The organism is Cupriavidus sp. PB-02, from assembly GCF_058252315.1.
Map to the genome: position 1 here is coordinate 2,373,388 of NZ_CM177694.1, position 14,351 is coordinate 2,387,738.

Below are 14,351 nucleotides of genomic sequence, written 5' to 3' on the forward strand. Positions count from 1 at the left end.
ACGCGGCGCTCGCCGCTTTGCCGTACATGATATAGGATATATCCTACATCATCGCCGTAAGCAGACAAGCAACTTTTTTTTGCGTACTAACCCCGATGCCAGTCCAGGAGACACTCATGCAGCCAGCCGATCTTCAGCCCCGCGCCGCCATCAACGGCCATACCCGCGTCATCGTGATCCTCGCCTACCCCACCCACCACGTGCGCACGCCGTCATTCTTCAATGCCTATATGGCCGAGTCCGGCACCAACGCGGTCCTGGTGCCCTGGCAGATCGCGCCCGCGCAGTTGGCCGAGGCAGTACGCGGCCTGCGCGAGGTCGAGAACCTGGCGGGCCTGATCATCACCGTGCCGCATAAGCAGGCGATGGCAGGCCTTTGCGATGAACTGGAAGGGATTGCCGCAGACCTGGAGGTCTGCAACGTGGTGCGGCGCACGGCCGATGGCCGCTTCATTGGCGCGATGTACGACGGCATTGGCTTTGTCGAAGGGATGCGCCGCAACCAGATCGACCCGGCAGGCAAGCGCACCCTGCTGCTCGGCGCCGGCGGAGCTGCCACGGCAGTGGCCGCCGCGCTGCTCGATGCCGGCGTGGCGCAGCTGACCGTGGTGAACCGTACGCGCGAAAAGGCGGAGGACCTGGCGGCGCTGCTTAAGGCGCGCCGACCGGGTGCCGCAGTGCAGGCCGCCGCCAGTCCGGATGGCGACTGGGAACTGGTCGTCAACGGCACCTCGCTGGGCCTGAAGGCGGACGACCCGCTACCGCTCGACCCCGCCCTGCTGCGCCCCGGCACCATCGTCGCCGAGGTCATCATGCAGCCGGCCGAGACCGCCCTGCTGGTGGCGGCACGGGCGCGCGGCTGCCGCGTGCATCGCGGCGAGCACATGGTTACCGCGCAGATCCGGCTACTGGCCGACTACCTGCTTGGCGAGGGGCGCGAACAATAGCGCGCCACACCGGAACGGGTGCAATCCGAGAGGGCACATCATATATGATGTGTCCATATATCGACGGTTGAGGCAGGACCCATGAAAGAGCTCGCGCGGGTGGAGAAAAGCAATCTCTCTTCCCGAGTCTATGAACAGATCCGCTCCGCACTGATGAGCGGCAAGTACGTGCCCGGCGAACGTCTGCGCGTGGCCGATCTCGCGCAATCGCTGGGCACCAGTTCGACGCCGGTGCGCGAGGCGATCTTCCGGCTGGTCAGCGAACAGGCGCTGACCATGACTGCCGCCACCTCGATCACCGTACCCGAACTGGATCCCGACACCGTCGCGGAAATCCAGTTGATGCGCACGCTGCTGGAAGGTGCCGCTGCCGAGGCCGCCGCGCTGCGCATCACGCCGCAGGAAATCGCGCGGCTGCGCAAGACGCACGAAGCCTTTATCAAGGCCGTCGCGGTCAGCCCGCGCGAGGCCGCGGCGCAGAACCGCAAGTTTCATTTCGAGCTGATGGCGGCATCGCGGCTGACCAACCTGTATGCGGTGGTCGAAAGCATGTGGGTGCGCATGGGTCCGCTGCTGCACATCTTCCATACCGAACTGCGCGCCAGCCGCGAAAGCCTGGACTCGCATCCGCACTACCGGGTGCTCGACGGACTGGAGCGCCATGACCCGGCCACCGCCTCGCAGGCGATCCGCGATGACATTCAGTGGGGCAAGACGGTGTTGCTGGAATGGATGGCGATGCGTGAAGAGCGCGAGTCCGCCTGAACCGACCCGGCTGGTCGGCGCCGGATCCGGCGCCAGGAAGCGTAGTGCTTGTCTTGCTGCCGGGCACCTGGCACCGGCTGGCATGTGCCAGCGACCTTTCAGTCGCTGGCACAGGAGGCTACAGGACCCTGCCGGGCCCTGCCTGAGCCGGATTTACTCCCACTCAATCGTCGCCGGCGGCTTCCCCGACACGTCATACACAACCCGATTCAGCCCACGCACTTCATTGATGATCCGGTTCGAACAACGCCCCAGCAGCGCATACGGCAGGTGCGCCCAGTGCGCCGTCATGAAGTCGGTGGTCTGCACCGCGCGCAGCGCGACGACGTAGTCGTAGGTACGGCCATCGCCCATCACGCCGACTGACTTCACCGGCAGGAACACCGCAAACGCCTGGCTGGTCAGGTCATACCAGCTCTTGCCGACCTGGGCCGGCTCGCACAGGCCCGCGGCGGCGTCCTGTTCGGTGGCGATGGTCTTGCGCAGCTCTTCGATGAAGATAGCATCGGCGCGGCGCAGCAGCTCGGCGTATTCACGCTTGACCTCGCCCAGGATACGCACGCCCAGGCCCGGGCCCGGGAACGGGTGGCGGTAGACCATTTCCGGCGGCAAGCCCAGCTCCACGCCGAGCTCGCGCACTTCGTCCTTGAACAGGTCGCGCAGCGGCTCGAGCAGCTTCAGGCCCAGCGTTTCCGGCAGGCCGCCCACGTTGTGGTGGCTCTTGATGGTGGTGGCCTTCTTGGTCTTGGTGCCGCCCGATTCCACCACGTCCGGATAGATCGTGCCCTGCGCCAGCCACTTGGCGTTGGTCAACTTCTTGGCCTCGGCCTGGAACACTTCGACGAACTCGCGGCCGATGATCTTGCGCTTCTGCTCGGGATCGGTCACGCCGGCGAGGTGGCCGAGGAATTGTTCGGAGGCGTCGATATGCACGACCTTGGCGTGCAGGCGGCCGGCGAACATCTCCATCACCATCTTGCCTTCGTCCTGGCGCAGCAGGCCGTGGTCGACGAAGACGCAGGTGAGCTGGTCGCCGATGGCGCGGTGGATCAGCGCAGCGGCCACGGACGAATCGACGCCGCCCGACAGGCCCAGGATCACTTCCTCGTCGCCCACTTGCTCGCGGATCTTGGCGACGGCTTCCTCGATGTGGTCGCGCATGACCCAGTCAGGCTGGCAGCCGGCGATGCCGAGCACGAAGCGCTCCAGCATCTGGCGGCCCTTGACGGTGTGCGTGACCTCGGGGTGGAACTGCACGGCGTAGTAGTGACGCGCCTCGTCGGCCATGCCGGCGATCGGGCAGCTCGGCGTCGAGGCCATCAGCTTGAAACCCGGCGGCAGGCCGGTGACCTTGTCGCCGTGGCTCATCCAGACCTTGAGCATGCCGTGGCCTTCCGGCGTGCGGAAATCCTCGACGTCCTTGAGCAGCGCGGTATGGCCGTGGGCGCGCATCTCGGCGTAGCCGAATTCGCGCTGGTCGCTCCACTCGACCTTGCCGCCCAGTTGAACGGCCATGGTCTGCATGCCGTAGCAGATACCCAGCACCGGCACGCCCAGGTCCCACACCGCCTGCGGCGCGCGCAGCTGGTGGTCTTCATAGGTGCTGGCGTGGCTGCCCGACAAGATGATGGCCTTGGGGGCGTACTCGCGCACGAAGTCGTCGGAGACGTCGTTGGGGTGGATTTCGCAGTAGACGTGCGCCTCGCGGACGCGGCGGGCGATCAGCTGCGTGACCTGCGAGCCGAAATCAAGAATGAGGATTTTGTCGTGCATGATGGGCCGATGGCGTGTCTTCCGTTGCGGGCTCGGTCACGACTTCCGTGCCGGGGCCATAGCCCGGCGGCGGTGTGATGACCGGCTCGCGCCGGTATTCTGGGGTATTCGTGTGGCGCGCCGCGGGGGCGACGCCGGGTTCCTTCCTGGTTTCCTGTTCCTGCAGTGCGCGTTCCATCTTCAGTTGCCGTTCGCGCTCGCGCACGCGCCTTGCCGCGGGAATCTGCACCACGGCAAAAAACGCCAGCACCACGGCGATGGTAGGCAGCCAGATCTTGCCGGCGCCTTCCAGCGGCAGCTCCAGGAACACCATCCAGCCGATGATCAGCAATGCGCTGGCCAGGTTCACATAGCCGGCCGTGCGCGCCACCGGCACCGTCAGCTGGCCGTTGAACGCGGCCTGCCACAGCAGCACGGACAGCCCAACCAGGGCCACGCCCAGCAACTGCCCGAACAGGGCCGGCTGCGGCTGCGGCAACTGCAGTGCCGCATACAGCGTGGTGAACGGGGACATCAACAGCAGGATGCCCAGCAGCAAATCCACCAGGGCATCGAAAAACAGCACGGCTCGCAGCAATACCTTCATTGGCGCTCCTCGTCTTGGGCCCGGCCGAGGGTGCGGCTGGCGTCAAGACAACGCCGGCATGGCGTGGCCAGGGCCGGATGGGATTCCGGTCTGGCGAAGGCCGCGCCAGCAGTGGCGCGCCCTCGCCCCGACGATCGTGCCGTTGCGCGCCGCCGCGAGGCGACGGGCGCAACCGCTGCGCGTCAGTCGATATGGTAGTTCGGCGCTTCCTTGGTGATCTGCACGTCGTGCACGTGCGATTCACGCATGCCGGCTGCCGTGATCTGGACGAACTGTGCGTTCTCATGCCAGTCGGCGATCGACTTGCTGCCGCAGTAGCCCATCGAGGAACGTACGCCACCGGTGAGCTGGTGGATGATCGCCATCACCGAGCCCTTGTAGGGGACGCGGCCTTCGATGCCTTCCGGCACCAGCTTGTCGACGTTGGCGGTGTTGTCTTCCTGGAAGTAGCGGTCAGCCGCGCCGTCCTTCATCGCGCCCACCGAACCCATGCCGCGGTAGCTCTTGAACGAGCGGCCCTGGTACAGGAACACCTCGCCCGGCGCCTCTTCGGTGCCGGAGAACATGCCGCCCATCATCACGGTGTGGGCGCCGGCCGCCAGGGCCTTGGCCACGTCGCCGGAGTAGCGCACGCCACCGTCAGCGATCAGCGGCACGCCGGTGCCCTTGAGCGCCTCGGCCACGTTGGAGACAGCCGTGATCTGCGGCACGCCCACGCCTGCCACGATACGGGTGGTGCAGATCGAGCCCGGGCCGATGCCGACCTTGACGCCGTCGGCGCCATGCTCGACCAGCGCGCGCGCGGCGTCGCCGGTGGCGATATTGCCGCCGATCACCTGCACCTGCGGGAAGTTCTGCTTGACCCAGCGCACGCGGTCCAGCACGCCCTGGCTGTGGCCGTGTGCCGTGTCAACCACAATCACATCGACGCCAGCCTTGACCAGCAGCTCGACGCGTTCGTCATTGTCCGGGCCCACGCCAACTGCGGCGCCTACACGCAGCTGGCCGTGGTCGTCCTTGCTGGCGAGCGGGTTGTCGACCGCCTTCTGGATGTCCTTCACCGTGATCAGGCCGCGCAGCTCGAAGGCCTGGTTGACCACCAGCACGCGCTCGAGGCGGTGGCGGTTCATCAGGCGCTTGGCTTCTTCCAGCGGCGCGCCTTCGGCCACGGTCACCAGCTTTTCGCGCGGGGTCATCTTGGCGCGCACCGGGGCGTCGAGTTCCTCCTCGAAGCGCAGGTCGCGGTTGGTGATGATGCCGACCACGGTCTTGCCTTCCAGCACCGGGAAGCCCGAAATGCCGTGCTGCTGAGACAGGGCGATCACATCGCGGATCTTGACGTCCGGCGAGATGGTGATCGGATCACGCAGCACACCCGACTCGTAGCGCTTCACGCGCGACACTTCGCGGGCCTGGTCGGCCGGCTTCAGGTTCTTGTGGACGATACCGATACCACCGGCCTGCGCCATGGAGATCGCCAGGCGAGCCTCCGTCACCGTGTCCATGGCAGCGGACACCAGCGGAATGTTCAGTTCGATCGAACGGGACAGGCGGGTACGAAGGGAAACATCCCGGGGGAGGACGGCCGAATAGGCCGGGACGAGCAGCACGTCATCGAATGTGAGTGCTTTCTGGACAAGACGCATAGCAAATCCTCTAGGCGCAAAAGCGAATTATACAGGAATGCGCGCTTTGCTGATGCACCGCAATGGGGTTCAGAACCCGTACGGGTTCTAGATGCCGTCTGCTATGCTCCTCGTCTTTTTACTCGGGCGAAGCGAAGTATGGGAATCGGCGTATTGTGCGGGCTGCTGGCAGGCGCTTTCTGGGGCATGGTGTTTATCGCCCCGAAACTGCTGCCCGTGTTTTCGCCGTGGGAACTCGCCATCGGCCGCTACCTGGCCTACGGGCTGGTCGCCTTCGTGGCCGCACTGCCGCTGATGAAGCGCATCGCCCGCAAGCTGACCGGCGCCGACTGCGTGGCGCTGCTGCGCCAGGCCTTTACCGGCAACCTGCTCTACTACGTGCTGCTGGCCTTCGGCGTGCAGCTGGCCGGGGTCGGCCCGACCTCACTGATCATCGGCATCCTGCCGATCTCCGTCACCATCATGGGCCGGCGCGACCAAGGCGCGGTGCCGTTGCCCCGGCTGGTATGGCCGCTGTTGGTGGTGGCCGCCGGCATCGCCTGCATCAATATTGACCTGTTTGGCGGGGGCCAGAGCGCCCATGCGGCCGCCGCCGGCGCGGCGGTGCGCCCGGTCTGGCAGAAGCTGGCCGGGGTCTGCTGCGCGGCCGGCGCGCTGGTCTGCTGGACGCTCTACGCCGTGGACAATGCGCGCTACCTGCAGCGCAACCCGCACTACAGCGGCAACGAATGGTCGGCGCTGTACGGGCTGTCGACCGGCGCGGTGTCGGCGGTTCTGGCCGTGATCGGCTGGCTGTTCGCGGGCGACACCCTGAGCGCGGGCGACGGCGGCCGCGACTGGCAGTGGTTCTGGATGGTCAACGCGGCGGTGGCGCTGGGCGCGTCGCTGATCGGCAACAACCTGTGGAATATCTCCAGCCGGCGCCTGCCCTTGACGCTGTCGGGCCAGATGATTGTGTTCGAGACGCTGTTCGCGCTGGCGTATGGCTTTGTCTTCGACCACCGCTGGCCGCGGCCGCTGGAAATCGCCGCCATTGTGTTGCTGATGATCGGCGTGGCCTGGTCAGTGCGCTTGCACGCCAGCGACAAGTCTGCGTAGACTAGCGAACGATGGCGCGGGGGTCACACGCGCCACGAAAAACAGCATCCAGAACAGCAGTACCCAGGGTCAAACCGGCGCTACGTCGATGACGGGCGCCAAGCCAGCGCCGCGGCTGTCCTGCCGCGGCATTGCCTCGCGCGCAGCCGGCGGCCCCGCAGTCCTTCAGCCGCACCAGTTACTTCCGAGCCACTTTCAGACGTCTCGCCATGAAACGATCGTCCGTGCTGTGCCTGCTTGCCGCCGCCATCACCGCCGCTCCCGTCCCCGCCCTCGCCTACTGGCAGTGGCGCGATGCCAACGGCCGCATGGTCTACAGCGATGTGCCGCCGTCGGCGGCCGCCGCCAGGATCCTGCGCGCCCCGGGCCGCGTTGCCGGCGAGTACCTGCCGGTGGAAGCCGCCGCTGCGGACAGCGCCAAGGCCCCTCAGGCGTCTCCGGCCCCTGCCAGGGCCTCGGCAAAACCGGTGGCGCCTCCCGCCCCTACGGCTGAAGAAGCCTTCCAGAAACGCCGCGAGGCGCGCCTGAAAGCCACCGCCGACGAAGCCCGCAAGGAAAGCGAGAGCGCCGAACGCGAGGCCCGTTGCGCCCAGCTGCGCAACTACGCCAGCGGCCTGCAGAATGGCATGCGCGCCGCCGTGGCTGGCCCGGACGGATCGCTGCAACACCTGAACAGCGAGCAGCGCCAGGCCGAGATGCTCAAGACCAGCACCAGCCTCGAGAAGAACTGCAACTGAGCGTGGAAAGCAAGGCGGGGCGCTTGAGCGCCCCGTCTTCCGCAGTCACCTGCTGATCCGCAGCTCAGCCATTCCCGCGCAGCCATTTCTGGCCTTCGCGCGCCCCGCCCTCGCGCTGCTTCTGCACGCGCTTGCGCCGAGCCTGTTTGGGGTCGGCCGTCAGCGGCCGGTAAACCTCGACGCGATCGCCCTCGCGCACCAAGGTTTCGGGCGTCTTGAGCTTACCGAAGATGCCAACACGCATGGTCGAAGGGTCCACCTCAGGGCAGGCCTGCTGCAGCCCGGAGCCAACGATGGCCGCCGCGATGGTGCTCCCGGCGGGCACATCGATCTCCTTCAGGAACACGCTGTCGGGCCGCGCATAGCAGACGGCGATATGCACGGTCGCCGCGCCGGTATCAGCTGGTGCCATAGACGACCTCGGCACGTTTGACGAAGGCATCGACAAAGGTGTTGGCGATCATGCTGAACACCGGACCGATCAGTTTTTCCAGCAGCAGGCTCGAAAACTCGTAGTGCAGGTGGAACTCGATCTTGCAGGCATCCTCGCGCAGCGGCGTGAAGCGCCACGCGCCGTTGAAGGTCTTGAACGGCCCGTCCGCGAAGGTCATATCGATGCGCGTCGGGCGCTCCTGCGTATTGCGGGTATGGAAGTACTGCTGGATCCCTTTGAAGTGGATATGGATCTTGGCGTCAAGCATGGTCTCGGTCTGCTCGAACACCTCCACGCCACCGCACCATGGCAGGAACTTGGGATAGTCCTCCACGCGCGTGACCAGGTCGTACATCTGCGCGGCGGAGTAGCCGAGCAGCACGGATTTATGGACGTCTGCCATGTAGTGGGAAATCTGGCTTCCGGCCATGCCGTGCGCAACGCGCGGCAGCATGAGCCGGTACCGGGGCTGGTTTGCTAAAATGCTGATTTTAGCCGACGCTGGCGTATGGCGGCACCTCGCCATGCGGCACTGCAGCGATCCGACCGGATTCCACTCATTGTTCGCCCACCCGCACGCATGACCATCGCAGACAACAAAAAGGCCTTTTTCGACTACTTCATCGAAGAGCGATATGAGGCCGGGATCGTGCTGGAAGGCTGGGAAGTCAAGGCGATCCGCGCCAACCGCGTGCAGATCAAGGAAGGCTACGTGGTGGTGCGCGACGCCGAGATGTTCCTGATCGGCGCCCATATCAGCCCGCTGCAGAGCGCCTCCACCCACGTCAATCCCGACCCGGTACGCACCCGCAAGCTGCTGCTCAAGGCCGACGAGATCAAGAAGCTGATCGGCAAGGTCGAGCAGCGCGGCTACACGCTGGTACCGCTGAACCTGCACTACACGCGCGGCCGCGTAAAGTGCGAGATCGGCCTGGCCAAGGGCAAGAAGCAGTTCGACAAGCGCGAGACCGAGAAGCAGCGCGACTGGCAGCGCGAGAAGGCCCGCATTCTGAAGGGCGGCACCAAGGAGTAAGTCCCGGCGCCGCGCTTGCTGCGGCGCGTCTCAGGCGCCCTGAGGCGCCCTCAGGCCGCCTTCTGCCCCTTCACGATCTGCAGCGCCGAAGCGATCATGCTGCTCATCTCGCCCATATTGCCCGGCACGATCAGCGTATTGCCCTGCTTGGCCAGGTTGCCGAAGGCCGCGACATATTCCTCGGCCACCTTCAGGTTGACCGCGTCCATGCCGCCCTCGGTGCGGATCGCATTGCCGATCTTCTGAATCGCCTGGGCGTTAGCCTCAGCTACCGCCAGGATCGCCGAAGCTTCCCCCTGCGCCCTGTTGATGGCCGCCTGCCGTTCCCCTTCGGACTTCTGGATCGCCGCTTCACGCGCGCCCGTGGCGAGGTTGATCTGCTCCTGGCGCTTGCCTTCCGAGGCGGCGATCAGCGCGCGCTTCTCCCGCTCGGCGGTGATCTGCGCCTGCATCGCGTGCAGGATTTCCTTGGGCGGGGTGAGGTCCTTGATCTCGTAGCGCAGCACCTTGACGCCCCAGTTGGCGGCGGCCTCGTCCAGCGCGTTGACCACGCTGTGGTTGATGAACGCGCGTTCCTCGAAGGTCTTGTCAAGCTCCAGCTTGCCGATCACCGAGCGCAGCGTGGTCTGCGACAGCTGCGTGATCGCCACCACGAAATTGCTCGAGCCGTAGGACGCCTTCATCGGGTCGGTGACCTGGAAGTACAGTACGCCATCGACTTGCAACTGCGTGTTGTCCTTGGTGATGCAGACCTGGCTGGGCACGTCCAGCGGGATTTCCTTGAGCACGTGCTTGTAGGCGACGCGGTCGACAAACGGCACCACGATCGACAGCCCCGGCGTCAGCGTCGCATGGTAGCGCCCCAGGCGCTCCAGCACCCAGGCGTGCTGCTGCGGCACGATCTTGATGCCCTTGGCAATCAGCACGATCACGGCGACGAGGACGATCAGCGGCAACAGGCCAAGCTGAAAAGCGAGCATGTAACAACCCTCCAGACAGGAAACATCGGTACGGAGCCGCCGGATGGCAGCAGGTGGATGGATCGCCACGCAGCAGCACCGCGCGGCGCAATGGAATACGGCTTCAGCGCGGAGACACGACCAGCGTGCTGCCGCGCACCGCGACGATGCGGTAGCGGCCCGGTGCGGCGGTGCAATCGGGCGCCAGCTCCACGGTCCAGTCGGCGCCGCGGTATGGCACGCGGGCGCGCCCGTTGGCATCCCAGGCGGGCACGTCGAGCTCCTGGCCGATATCGAGATTCACGTTGGGATCGACGGCGGCATTGCCGCGCCGCAGCTTGCCAAAGCGGGTGCGGCGCAGCCCGACGATCAGCACCGCCGCGACCAGGGCCGCGACCAGCGTCTGCGCGGCTGGCGACAGGCCGAGCAAGGCCCCGACGCCGCCGGCGGCGAGGCCCACCGCCACCATCAGCAGGTAGAACGTGCCGGTATTCATCTCGACGATCACCAGCACGACCGCTGCCACGAACCAGATGTAGTAAGCCATCCCAGCTCCCGTTGATCCCGAAAAGTAAAAACCCCGCAGCGCTTTCAGCGTCTGCGGGGCAGTAACAACACCTGACGCAGGGCCGGTGCCGGCCGGCTGCCCGAAGGCGCCGGCATATTGTCATTGAGCGCTATTGTGACGTCAAATGCCTCAGGAAGCCAGCTGGCGCCAGGTCTCGACCACCGAGTCCGGGTTCAGCGAGATCGACTTGATACCTTCCTTGGCCAGCCACGCGGCAAAATCCGGATGATCCGAAGGGCCCTGGCCGCAGATGCCGACGTACTTGTCCAGGCGGATGCACGCCTCGATGGCGCGCGACAGCATGAACCGCACTGCCGGGTCGCGTTCGTCGAAGTCCTTGGCCAGCAGTTCCATGCCCGAATCGCGATCCAGGCCCAGCGTCAGCTGGGTCAGGTCGTTCGAGCCGATCGAGAAGCCGTCGAAGTACTGCAGGAACTCTTCGGCGAGGATCGCGTTGGACGGCACTTCGCACATCATGATGATGCGCAGGCCGTTCTCGCCGCGCTTCAGGCCGTGCTTGGCCAGCAGCTCGATGACCTTCTCGGCCTGGCCCAGCGTACGCACGAACGGCACCATGATCTCGACGTTGGTCAGGCCCATTTCATCGCGCACGCGCTTCATGGCCTTGCATTCCATTTCGAACGCTTCGGCAAAGTCGTCGGCGATATAACGCGACGCGCCGCGGAAGCCCAGCATCGGGTTTTCCTCGTCCGGCTCGTAGCGCGAACCGCCGATCAGTTTCTTGTACTCGTTGGACTTGAAGTCCGACAGGCGCACGATCACGGATTTCGGATAGAACGCCGCGCCGATCGTCGCAATGCCCTCGGCCAGCTTGTCGACGTAGAACGCGCGCGGGCTGGCATGGCCACGAGCCACGCTTTCCACGGCCTTCTTCAGGTCGGCATCGACCTGCGGATAGTCGAGGATGGCCTTCGGGTGGACACCGATGTTGTTGTTGATGATGAATTCCAGGCGGGCCAGGCCGACGCCGCAGTTCGGGATCTGCGCGAAGTCGAACGCCAGCTGCGGATTGCCCACGTTCATCATCAGCTTGACGTCGATTTCCGGCATGTCGCCACGCTGGACTTCGGTCACTTCGGTTTCCAGCAGGCCGTCGTAGATGCGGCCTTCGTCGCCCTCGGCGCACGACACCGTCACCAGCGTGCCGTCCTTCAGCACGTCGGTGGCATCGCCGCAACCGACCACGGCCGGCACACCCAGTTCACGCGCGATGATGGCCGCGTGGCAGGTACGGCCGCCACGGTTGGTGACGATGGCCGAGGCACGCTTCATCACCGGTTCCCAATTGGGGTCGGTCATGTCGGCCACCAGCACGTCGCCGGGCTGCACGCGTTCCATCTCGGACGGGTCGTTGATGACGCGGACCGGGCCGGTGCCGATCTTCTGGCCGATGGCGCGGCCGCTGGTCAGCACGGGCGCGGTGCCCTTGAGCTTGAAGCGCAGTTCGGCCTTGCCGGCGGACTGGCTCTTCACCGTTTCCGGGCGGGCCTGCAGGATGTAGATCTTGCCGTCCTTGCCGTCCTTGCCCCACTCGATGTCCATCGGGCGGCCATAGTGCTTCTCGATGATCATCGCGTACCTGGACAGCTCGGTCACGTCCTCGTCGGTGATCGAGTAGCGGTTGCGCAGTTCGCCCGGCACGTCAACGGTCTTCACGCGACCGGGTTCGCCCGGCTTGGTGAATTCCATCTTGATCAGCTTGGAGCCGATCGAGCGGCGGATGATCGGGTACTTGCCAGCCTGCAGCGTCGGCTTGAAGACGTAGAACTCGTCCGGGTTGACCGCGCCCTGCACCACCGTTTCGCCCAGGCCATAGCTGGAGGTAATGAAGACCACGTCGGGGAAGCCGGATTCGGTGTCGATGGTGAACATCACGCCCGAGGCGGCCAGGTCCGAACGGACCATGCGCTGGATACCGGCGGATAGTGCCACCACGTCATGGGCAAAGCCCTTGTGCACGCGGTAGGAAATGGCGCGGTCGTTGTACAGCGAGGCGAACACGTGCTTGATCTTGTCGAGCACGTCGTCGATGCCGCTGACGTTCAGGTAGGACTCCTGCTGGCCGGCGAATGAGGCGTCGGGCAGGTCTTCGGCGGTGGCCGACGAACGCACGGCGAACGACGCTTCGGCGCCTTCGCGCTCGGACACGCGGGCATAGTACTCGCGGATCTCCTGTTCCAGGCGAGGCTGGAACGGCGCGGCAGCGACCCAGCCGCGGATCTCGGCACCGGCCTCGGCGAGCGCCTTGACGTCGTCGACGTCCAGCGCCTTGAGGCGCTGCGAGATGCGCTCGGTCAGGTTGTTGTGGGCGATGAAGTCGCGGAAGGCGAGCGCGGTGGTGGCAAAGCCGCCGGGAACCCGGACGCCGGCTTCCGCCAGCTGGGAGATCATCTCGCCCAGCGACGAATTCTTGCCGCCGACGATTTCCACGTCAGCCATGCGCAACTGCTCGAACGGCAGCACATAGGCGCCGTTATCTGCCTGGTTAGTCATGAGAGCCTCAAAACAAAGTAGAAAACCTGACGCGTAAGCCCGGTATGTTCTTGATGTTCTGTTCCCGGACCGATCGCTTGGCTAAGCAACCCCCTGGCAGCTGGGATTCTGCGCTGTGGGTCTCGTGCGCTGCGGCTCTCGACAGCGCTCATCTCGCAGCGCACATTGTCGACAATTCCGGCCCCGATCGTTGCAGCTGCGGGCGCCATGCGGAATTGCTTAGCGAAAAGATCGCCGCTATTCTACCGTGCTGCGCCGCACTTTTTTGCGGAAGATTGAATCTATTTATTGCGCAACCCATGTCCCAGCCAGAAGCGCCCGGTGCAGCGGTTTCCGGGTCCCAGCCTGGAACGCAGCCTGAATCCCCCTCCGCCACCGTGGCGGCGACTGCACCCGCAAGCGCGCCAGCCGGCGCTGCCCAGGGCGCTGATCGCCCGGCGGTGCGTACCGTGTTCATCGTCTCGGATGGCACCGGCATCACCGCGGAAACTTTCAGCCATTCGATCCTTGCCCAGTTCGAAATGCGCTTCCGCAAGGTGCGCATGCCTTTCGTCGACACCCCGGAAAAGGCACATATCGCCGTCGGCAAGATCAACGAGGCCTTCCACAACGAAGGCGTGCCGCCCATCGTCTTCACCACGCTGGTCAACCAGGAAGCGAACAAGGCACTGCGCCGCGCCAAGGCGATGATTCTGGACATGTTCCAGACCTTCATCGAGCCGCTGGAAAAGGAACTGGGCCTGAAGTCCACCCACGCCATCGGGCGCTTCCACCAGAATGCAGATACCGAGGCGTACAAGAACCGGATCGAGGCCATCAACTTCTCGCTGGCGCATGATGACGGTCAGTCACACAAGAACCTGGAAGAAGCGGATGTGATCCTGGTGGGCGTGTCGCGCAGCGGCAAGACACCGACCAGCCTCTACCTGGCGATGCAATACGGGCTGAAGGCAGCAAATTACCCGCTGATCCCGGACGATTTCGAGCGCGGCCGACTGCCCTCGGCGCTGTATGCGTTCAAGCCCAAGATCTTTGGGCTGTCCATCGACCCGCAGCGCCTGACAGAAATCCGCAACGAGCGCCGCCCTGGCAGCAAGTATGCGGCGCTGGAGAACTGCCGCTACGAGGTCAACGAGGCCGAGGCGATGATGCGGCGCGAAGGCATCAAATGGCTGTCGTCGACGCACAAGTCGATCGAGGAGATCGCGACCACGATCCTGCAGGAGATCAAGGTCGATCGCGACAACTATTAAAAAAGCGGCCGTCCGGGCCGCTTTTTTATTGTGTGCCTG

General features: G+C 65.2%; 14 protein-coding genes. 6 read left to right on the forward strand and 8 right to left on the reverse strand.

Annotated features, from left to right (window positions below; translation table 11 throughout):
* Positions 1-116 precede the first annotated feature (116 nt).
* Positions 117-947, forward strand: a complete 831-nt coding sequence (locus AC10V3_RS11125) for a shikimate dehydrogenase family protein (protein ID WP_022535308.1) — start codon at positions 117-119, stop codon at positions 945-947.
* Between the two features lie 81 nt (positions 948-1,028).
* Positions 1,029-1,712, forward strand: a complete 684-nt coding sequence (locus tag AC10V3_RS11130; protein ID WP_022535309.1) for a GntR family transcriptional regulator — start codon at positions 1,029-1,031, stop codon at positions 1,710-1,712.
* 153 nt (positions 1,713-1,865) lie between these two features.
* Here AC10V3_RS11130 and guaA read toward each other — a convergent pair whose 3' ends face one another.
* The 3 genes from guaA to guaB all read right to left on the reverse strand — a co-directional run bounded on the left by guaA (position 1,866) and on the right by guaB (position 5,717).
* Positions 1,866-3,485: a glutamine-hydrolyzing GMP synthase gene (gene guaA / locus AC10V3_RS11135; protein ID WP_022535310.1), complete on the reverse strand. Its 1,620-nt coding sequence runs from the start codon at positions 3,483-3,485 to the stop codon at positions 1,866-1,868.
* The gene (locus tag AC10V3_RS11140; protein WP_022535311.1) at positions 3,460-4,071 is read right to left on the reverse strand and encodes a hypothetical protein; all 612 of its coding nucleotides are present in this window, start codon (positions 4,069-4,071) and stop codon (positions 3,460-3,462) included. Before AC10V3_RS11140 ends, guaA begins: the two co-directional genes overlap by 26 nt.
* A gap of 182 nt (positions 4,072-4,253) precedes the next feature.
* Positions 4,254-5,717: an IMP dehydrogenase gene (gene guaB / locus AC10V3_RS11145; RefSeq protein WP_022535312.1), complete on the reverse strand. Its 1,464-nt coding sequence runs from the start codon at positions 5,715-5,717 to the stop codon at positions 4,254-4,256.
* Positions 5,718-5,855: 138 nt separating this feature from the next.
* Here guaB and AC10V3_RS11150 point away from each other — a divergent pair, with 138 nt between their 5' ends.
* Together AC10V3_RS11150 and AC10V3_RS11155 are read left to right on the forward strand one after the other, a co-directional pair.
* On the forward strand, positions 5,856-6,815 hold the full coding sequence (locus AC10V3_RS11150; RefSeq protein ID WP_022535313.1) for a DMT family transporter: 960 nt from the start codon (positions 5,856-5,858) through the stop codon (positions 6,813-6,815).
* 209 nt (positions 6,816-7,024) lie between these two features.
* Positions 7,025-7,552, forward strand: coding sequence for a DUF4124 domain-containing protein (locus tag AC10V3_RS11155; RefSeq protein ID WP_022535314.1), 528 nt, complete (start codon positions 7,025-7,027; stop codon positions 7,550-7,552).
* Between the two features lie 64 nt (positions 7,553-7,616).
* Here the strand turns inward: AC10V3_RS11155 and AC10V3_RS11160 are convergent, their stop codons facing one another.
* Both AC10V3_RS11160 and AC10V3_RS11165 read right to left on the reverse strand, forming a co-directional pair.
* Positions 7,617-7,964 carry an RnfH family protein gene (locus AC10V3_RS11160; RefSeq protein ID WP_022535315.1) on the reverse strand — a complete coding sequence of 116 codons (348 nt, stop codon included), beginning with the start codon at positions 7,962-7,964 and terminating at the stop codon, positions 7,617-7,619.
* Positions 7,951-8,388 (reverse strand): type II toxin-antitoxin system RatA family toxin, encoded by a 438-nt coding sequence (locus AC10V3_RS11165; RefSeq protein ID WP_041681466.1) that lies wholly within the window; start codon positions 8,386-8,388, stop codon positions 7,951-7,953. The genes AC10V3_RS11160 and AC10V3_RS11165 overlap by 14 nt, the downstream gene beginning before the upstream one ends.
* Positions 8,389-8,565: 177 nt before the next feature.
* Here AC10V3_RS11165 and smpB point away from each other — a divergent pair, with 177 nt between their 5' ends.
* Positions 8,566-9,018: an SsrA-binding protein SmpB gene (gene smpB, locus AC10V3_RS11170; RefSeq protein ID WP_022535317.1), complete on the forward strand. Its 453-nt coding sequence runs from the start codon at positions 8,566-8,568 to the stop codon at positions 9,016-9,018.
* 50 nt (positions 9,019-9,068) lie between these two features.
* Here smpB and AC10V3_RS11175 read toward each other — a convergent pair whose 3' ends face one another.
* The 3 genes from AC10V3_RS11175 to ppsA all read right to left on the reverse strand — a co-directional run bounded on the left by AC10V3_RS11175 (position 9,069) and on the right by ppsA (position 13,059).
* Positions 9,069-9,998 (reverse strand): SPFH domain-containing protein, encoded by a 930-nt coding sequence (locus AC10V3_RS11175; RefSeq protein ID WP_022535318.1) that lies wholly within the window; start codon positions 9,996-9,998, stop codon positions 9,069-9,071.
* A gap of 103 nt (positions 9,999-10,101) precedes the next feature.
* A complete protein-coding gene (locus AC10V3_RS11180; RefSeq protein WP_022535319.1) occupies positions 10,102-10,524 on the reverse strand; it encodes an NfeD family protein in 423 nt (140 codons plus the stop codon).
* A gap of 150 nt (positions 10,525-10,674) precedes the next feature.
* Complete coding sequence (gene ppsA, locus AC10V3_RS11185; protein ID WP_022535320.1) at positions 10,675-13,059, reverse strand: phosphoenolpyruvate synthase; 2,385 nt, start codon at positions 13,057-13,059, stop codon at positions 10,675-10,677.
* A 449-nt stretch (positions 13,060-13,508) separates the two neighbouring features.
* On the opposite strand from ppsA, the gene ppsR reads away from it, so the two are divergent.
* A complete protein-coding gene (gene ppsR, locus AC10V3_RS11190) occupies positions 13,509-14,312 on the forward strand; it encodes a posphoenolpyruvate synthetase regulatory kinase/phosphorylase PpsR (RefSeq protein WP_010809585.1) in 804 nt (267 codons plus the stop codon).
* The last annotated feature ends 39 nt before the right edge of the window (positions 14,313-14,351 follow it).

What these genes read in the sequence shown, in the direction of transcription:
- smpB (WP_022535317.1), top strand. Translation starts at nt 8,566, where the DNA reads ATGACCATCGCAGACAACAAAAAGGCCTTTTTCGACTACTTCATCGAA.
- AC10V3_RS11140 (WP_022535311.1), bottom strand. Translation starts at nt 4,071, where the DNA reads ATGAAGGTATTGCTGCGAGCCGTGCTGTTTTTCGATGCCCTGGTGGAT.
- AC10V3_RS11150 (WP_022535313.1), top strand. Translation starts at nt 5,856, where the DNA reads ATGGGAATCGGCGTATTGTGCGGGCTGCTGGCAGGCGCTTTCTGGGGC.
- ppsA (WP_022535320.1), bottom strand. Translation starts at nt 13,059, where the DNA reads ATGACTAACCAGGCAGATAACGGCGCCTATGTGCTGCCGTTCGAGCAG.
- AC10V3_RS11165 (WP_041681466.1), bottom strand. Translation starts at nt 8,388, where the DNA reads ATGGCAGACGTCCATAAATCCGTGCTGCTCGGCTACTCCGCCGCGCAG.
- guaB (WP_022535312.1), bottom strand. Translation starts at nt 5,717, where the DNA reads ATGCGTCTTGTCCAGAAAGCACTCACATTCGATGACGTGCTGCTCGTC.
- AC10V3_RS11155 (WP_022535314.1), top strand. Translation starts at nt 7,025, where the DNA reads ATGAAACGATCGTCCGTGCTGTGCCTGCTTGCCGCCGCCATCACCGCC.
- AC10V3_RS11175 (WP_022535318.1), bottom strand. Translation starts at nt 9,998, where the DNA reads ATGCTCGCTTTTCAGCTTGGCCTGTTGCCGCTGATCGTCCTCGTCGCC.
- guaA (WP_022535310.1), bottom strand. Translation starts at nt 3,485, where the DNA reads ATGCACGACAAAATCCTCATTCTTGATTTCGGCTCGCAGGTCACGCAG.
- AC10V3_RS11130 (WP_022535309.1), top strand. Translation starts at nt 1,029, where the DNA reads ATGAAAGAGCTCGCGCGGGTGGAGAAAAGCAATCTCTCTTCCCGAGTC.
- AC10V3_RS11160 (WP_022535315.1), bottom strand. Translation starts at nt 7,964, where the DNA reads ATGGCACCAGCTGATACCGGCGCGGCGACCGTGCATATCGCCGTCTGC.
- AC10V3_RS11125 (WP_022535308.1), top strand. Translation starts at nt 117, where the DNA reads ATGCAGCCAGCCGATCTTCAGCCCCGCGCCGCCATCAACGGCCATACC.
- AC10V3_RS11180 (WP_022535319.1), bottom strand. Translation starts at nt 10,524, where the DNA reads ATGGCTTACTACATCTGGTTCGTGGCAGCGGTCGTGCTGGTGATCGTC.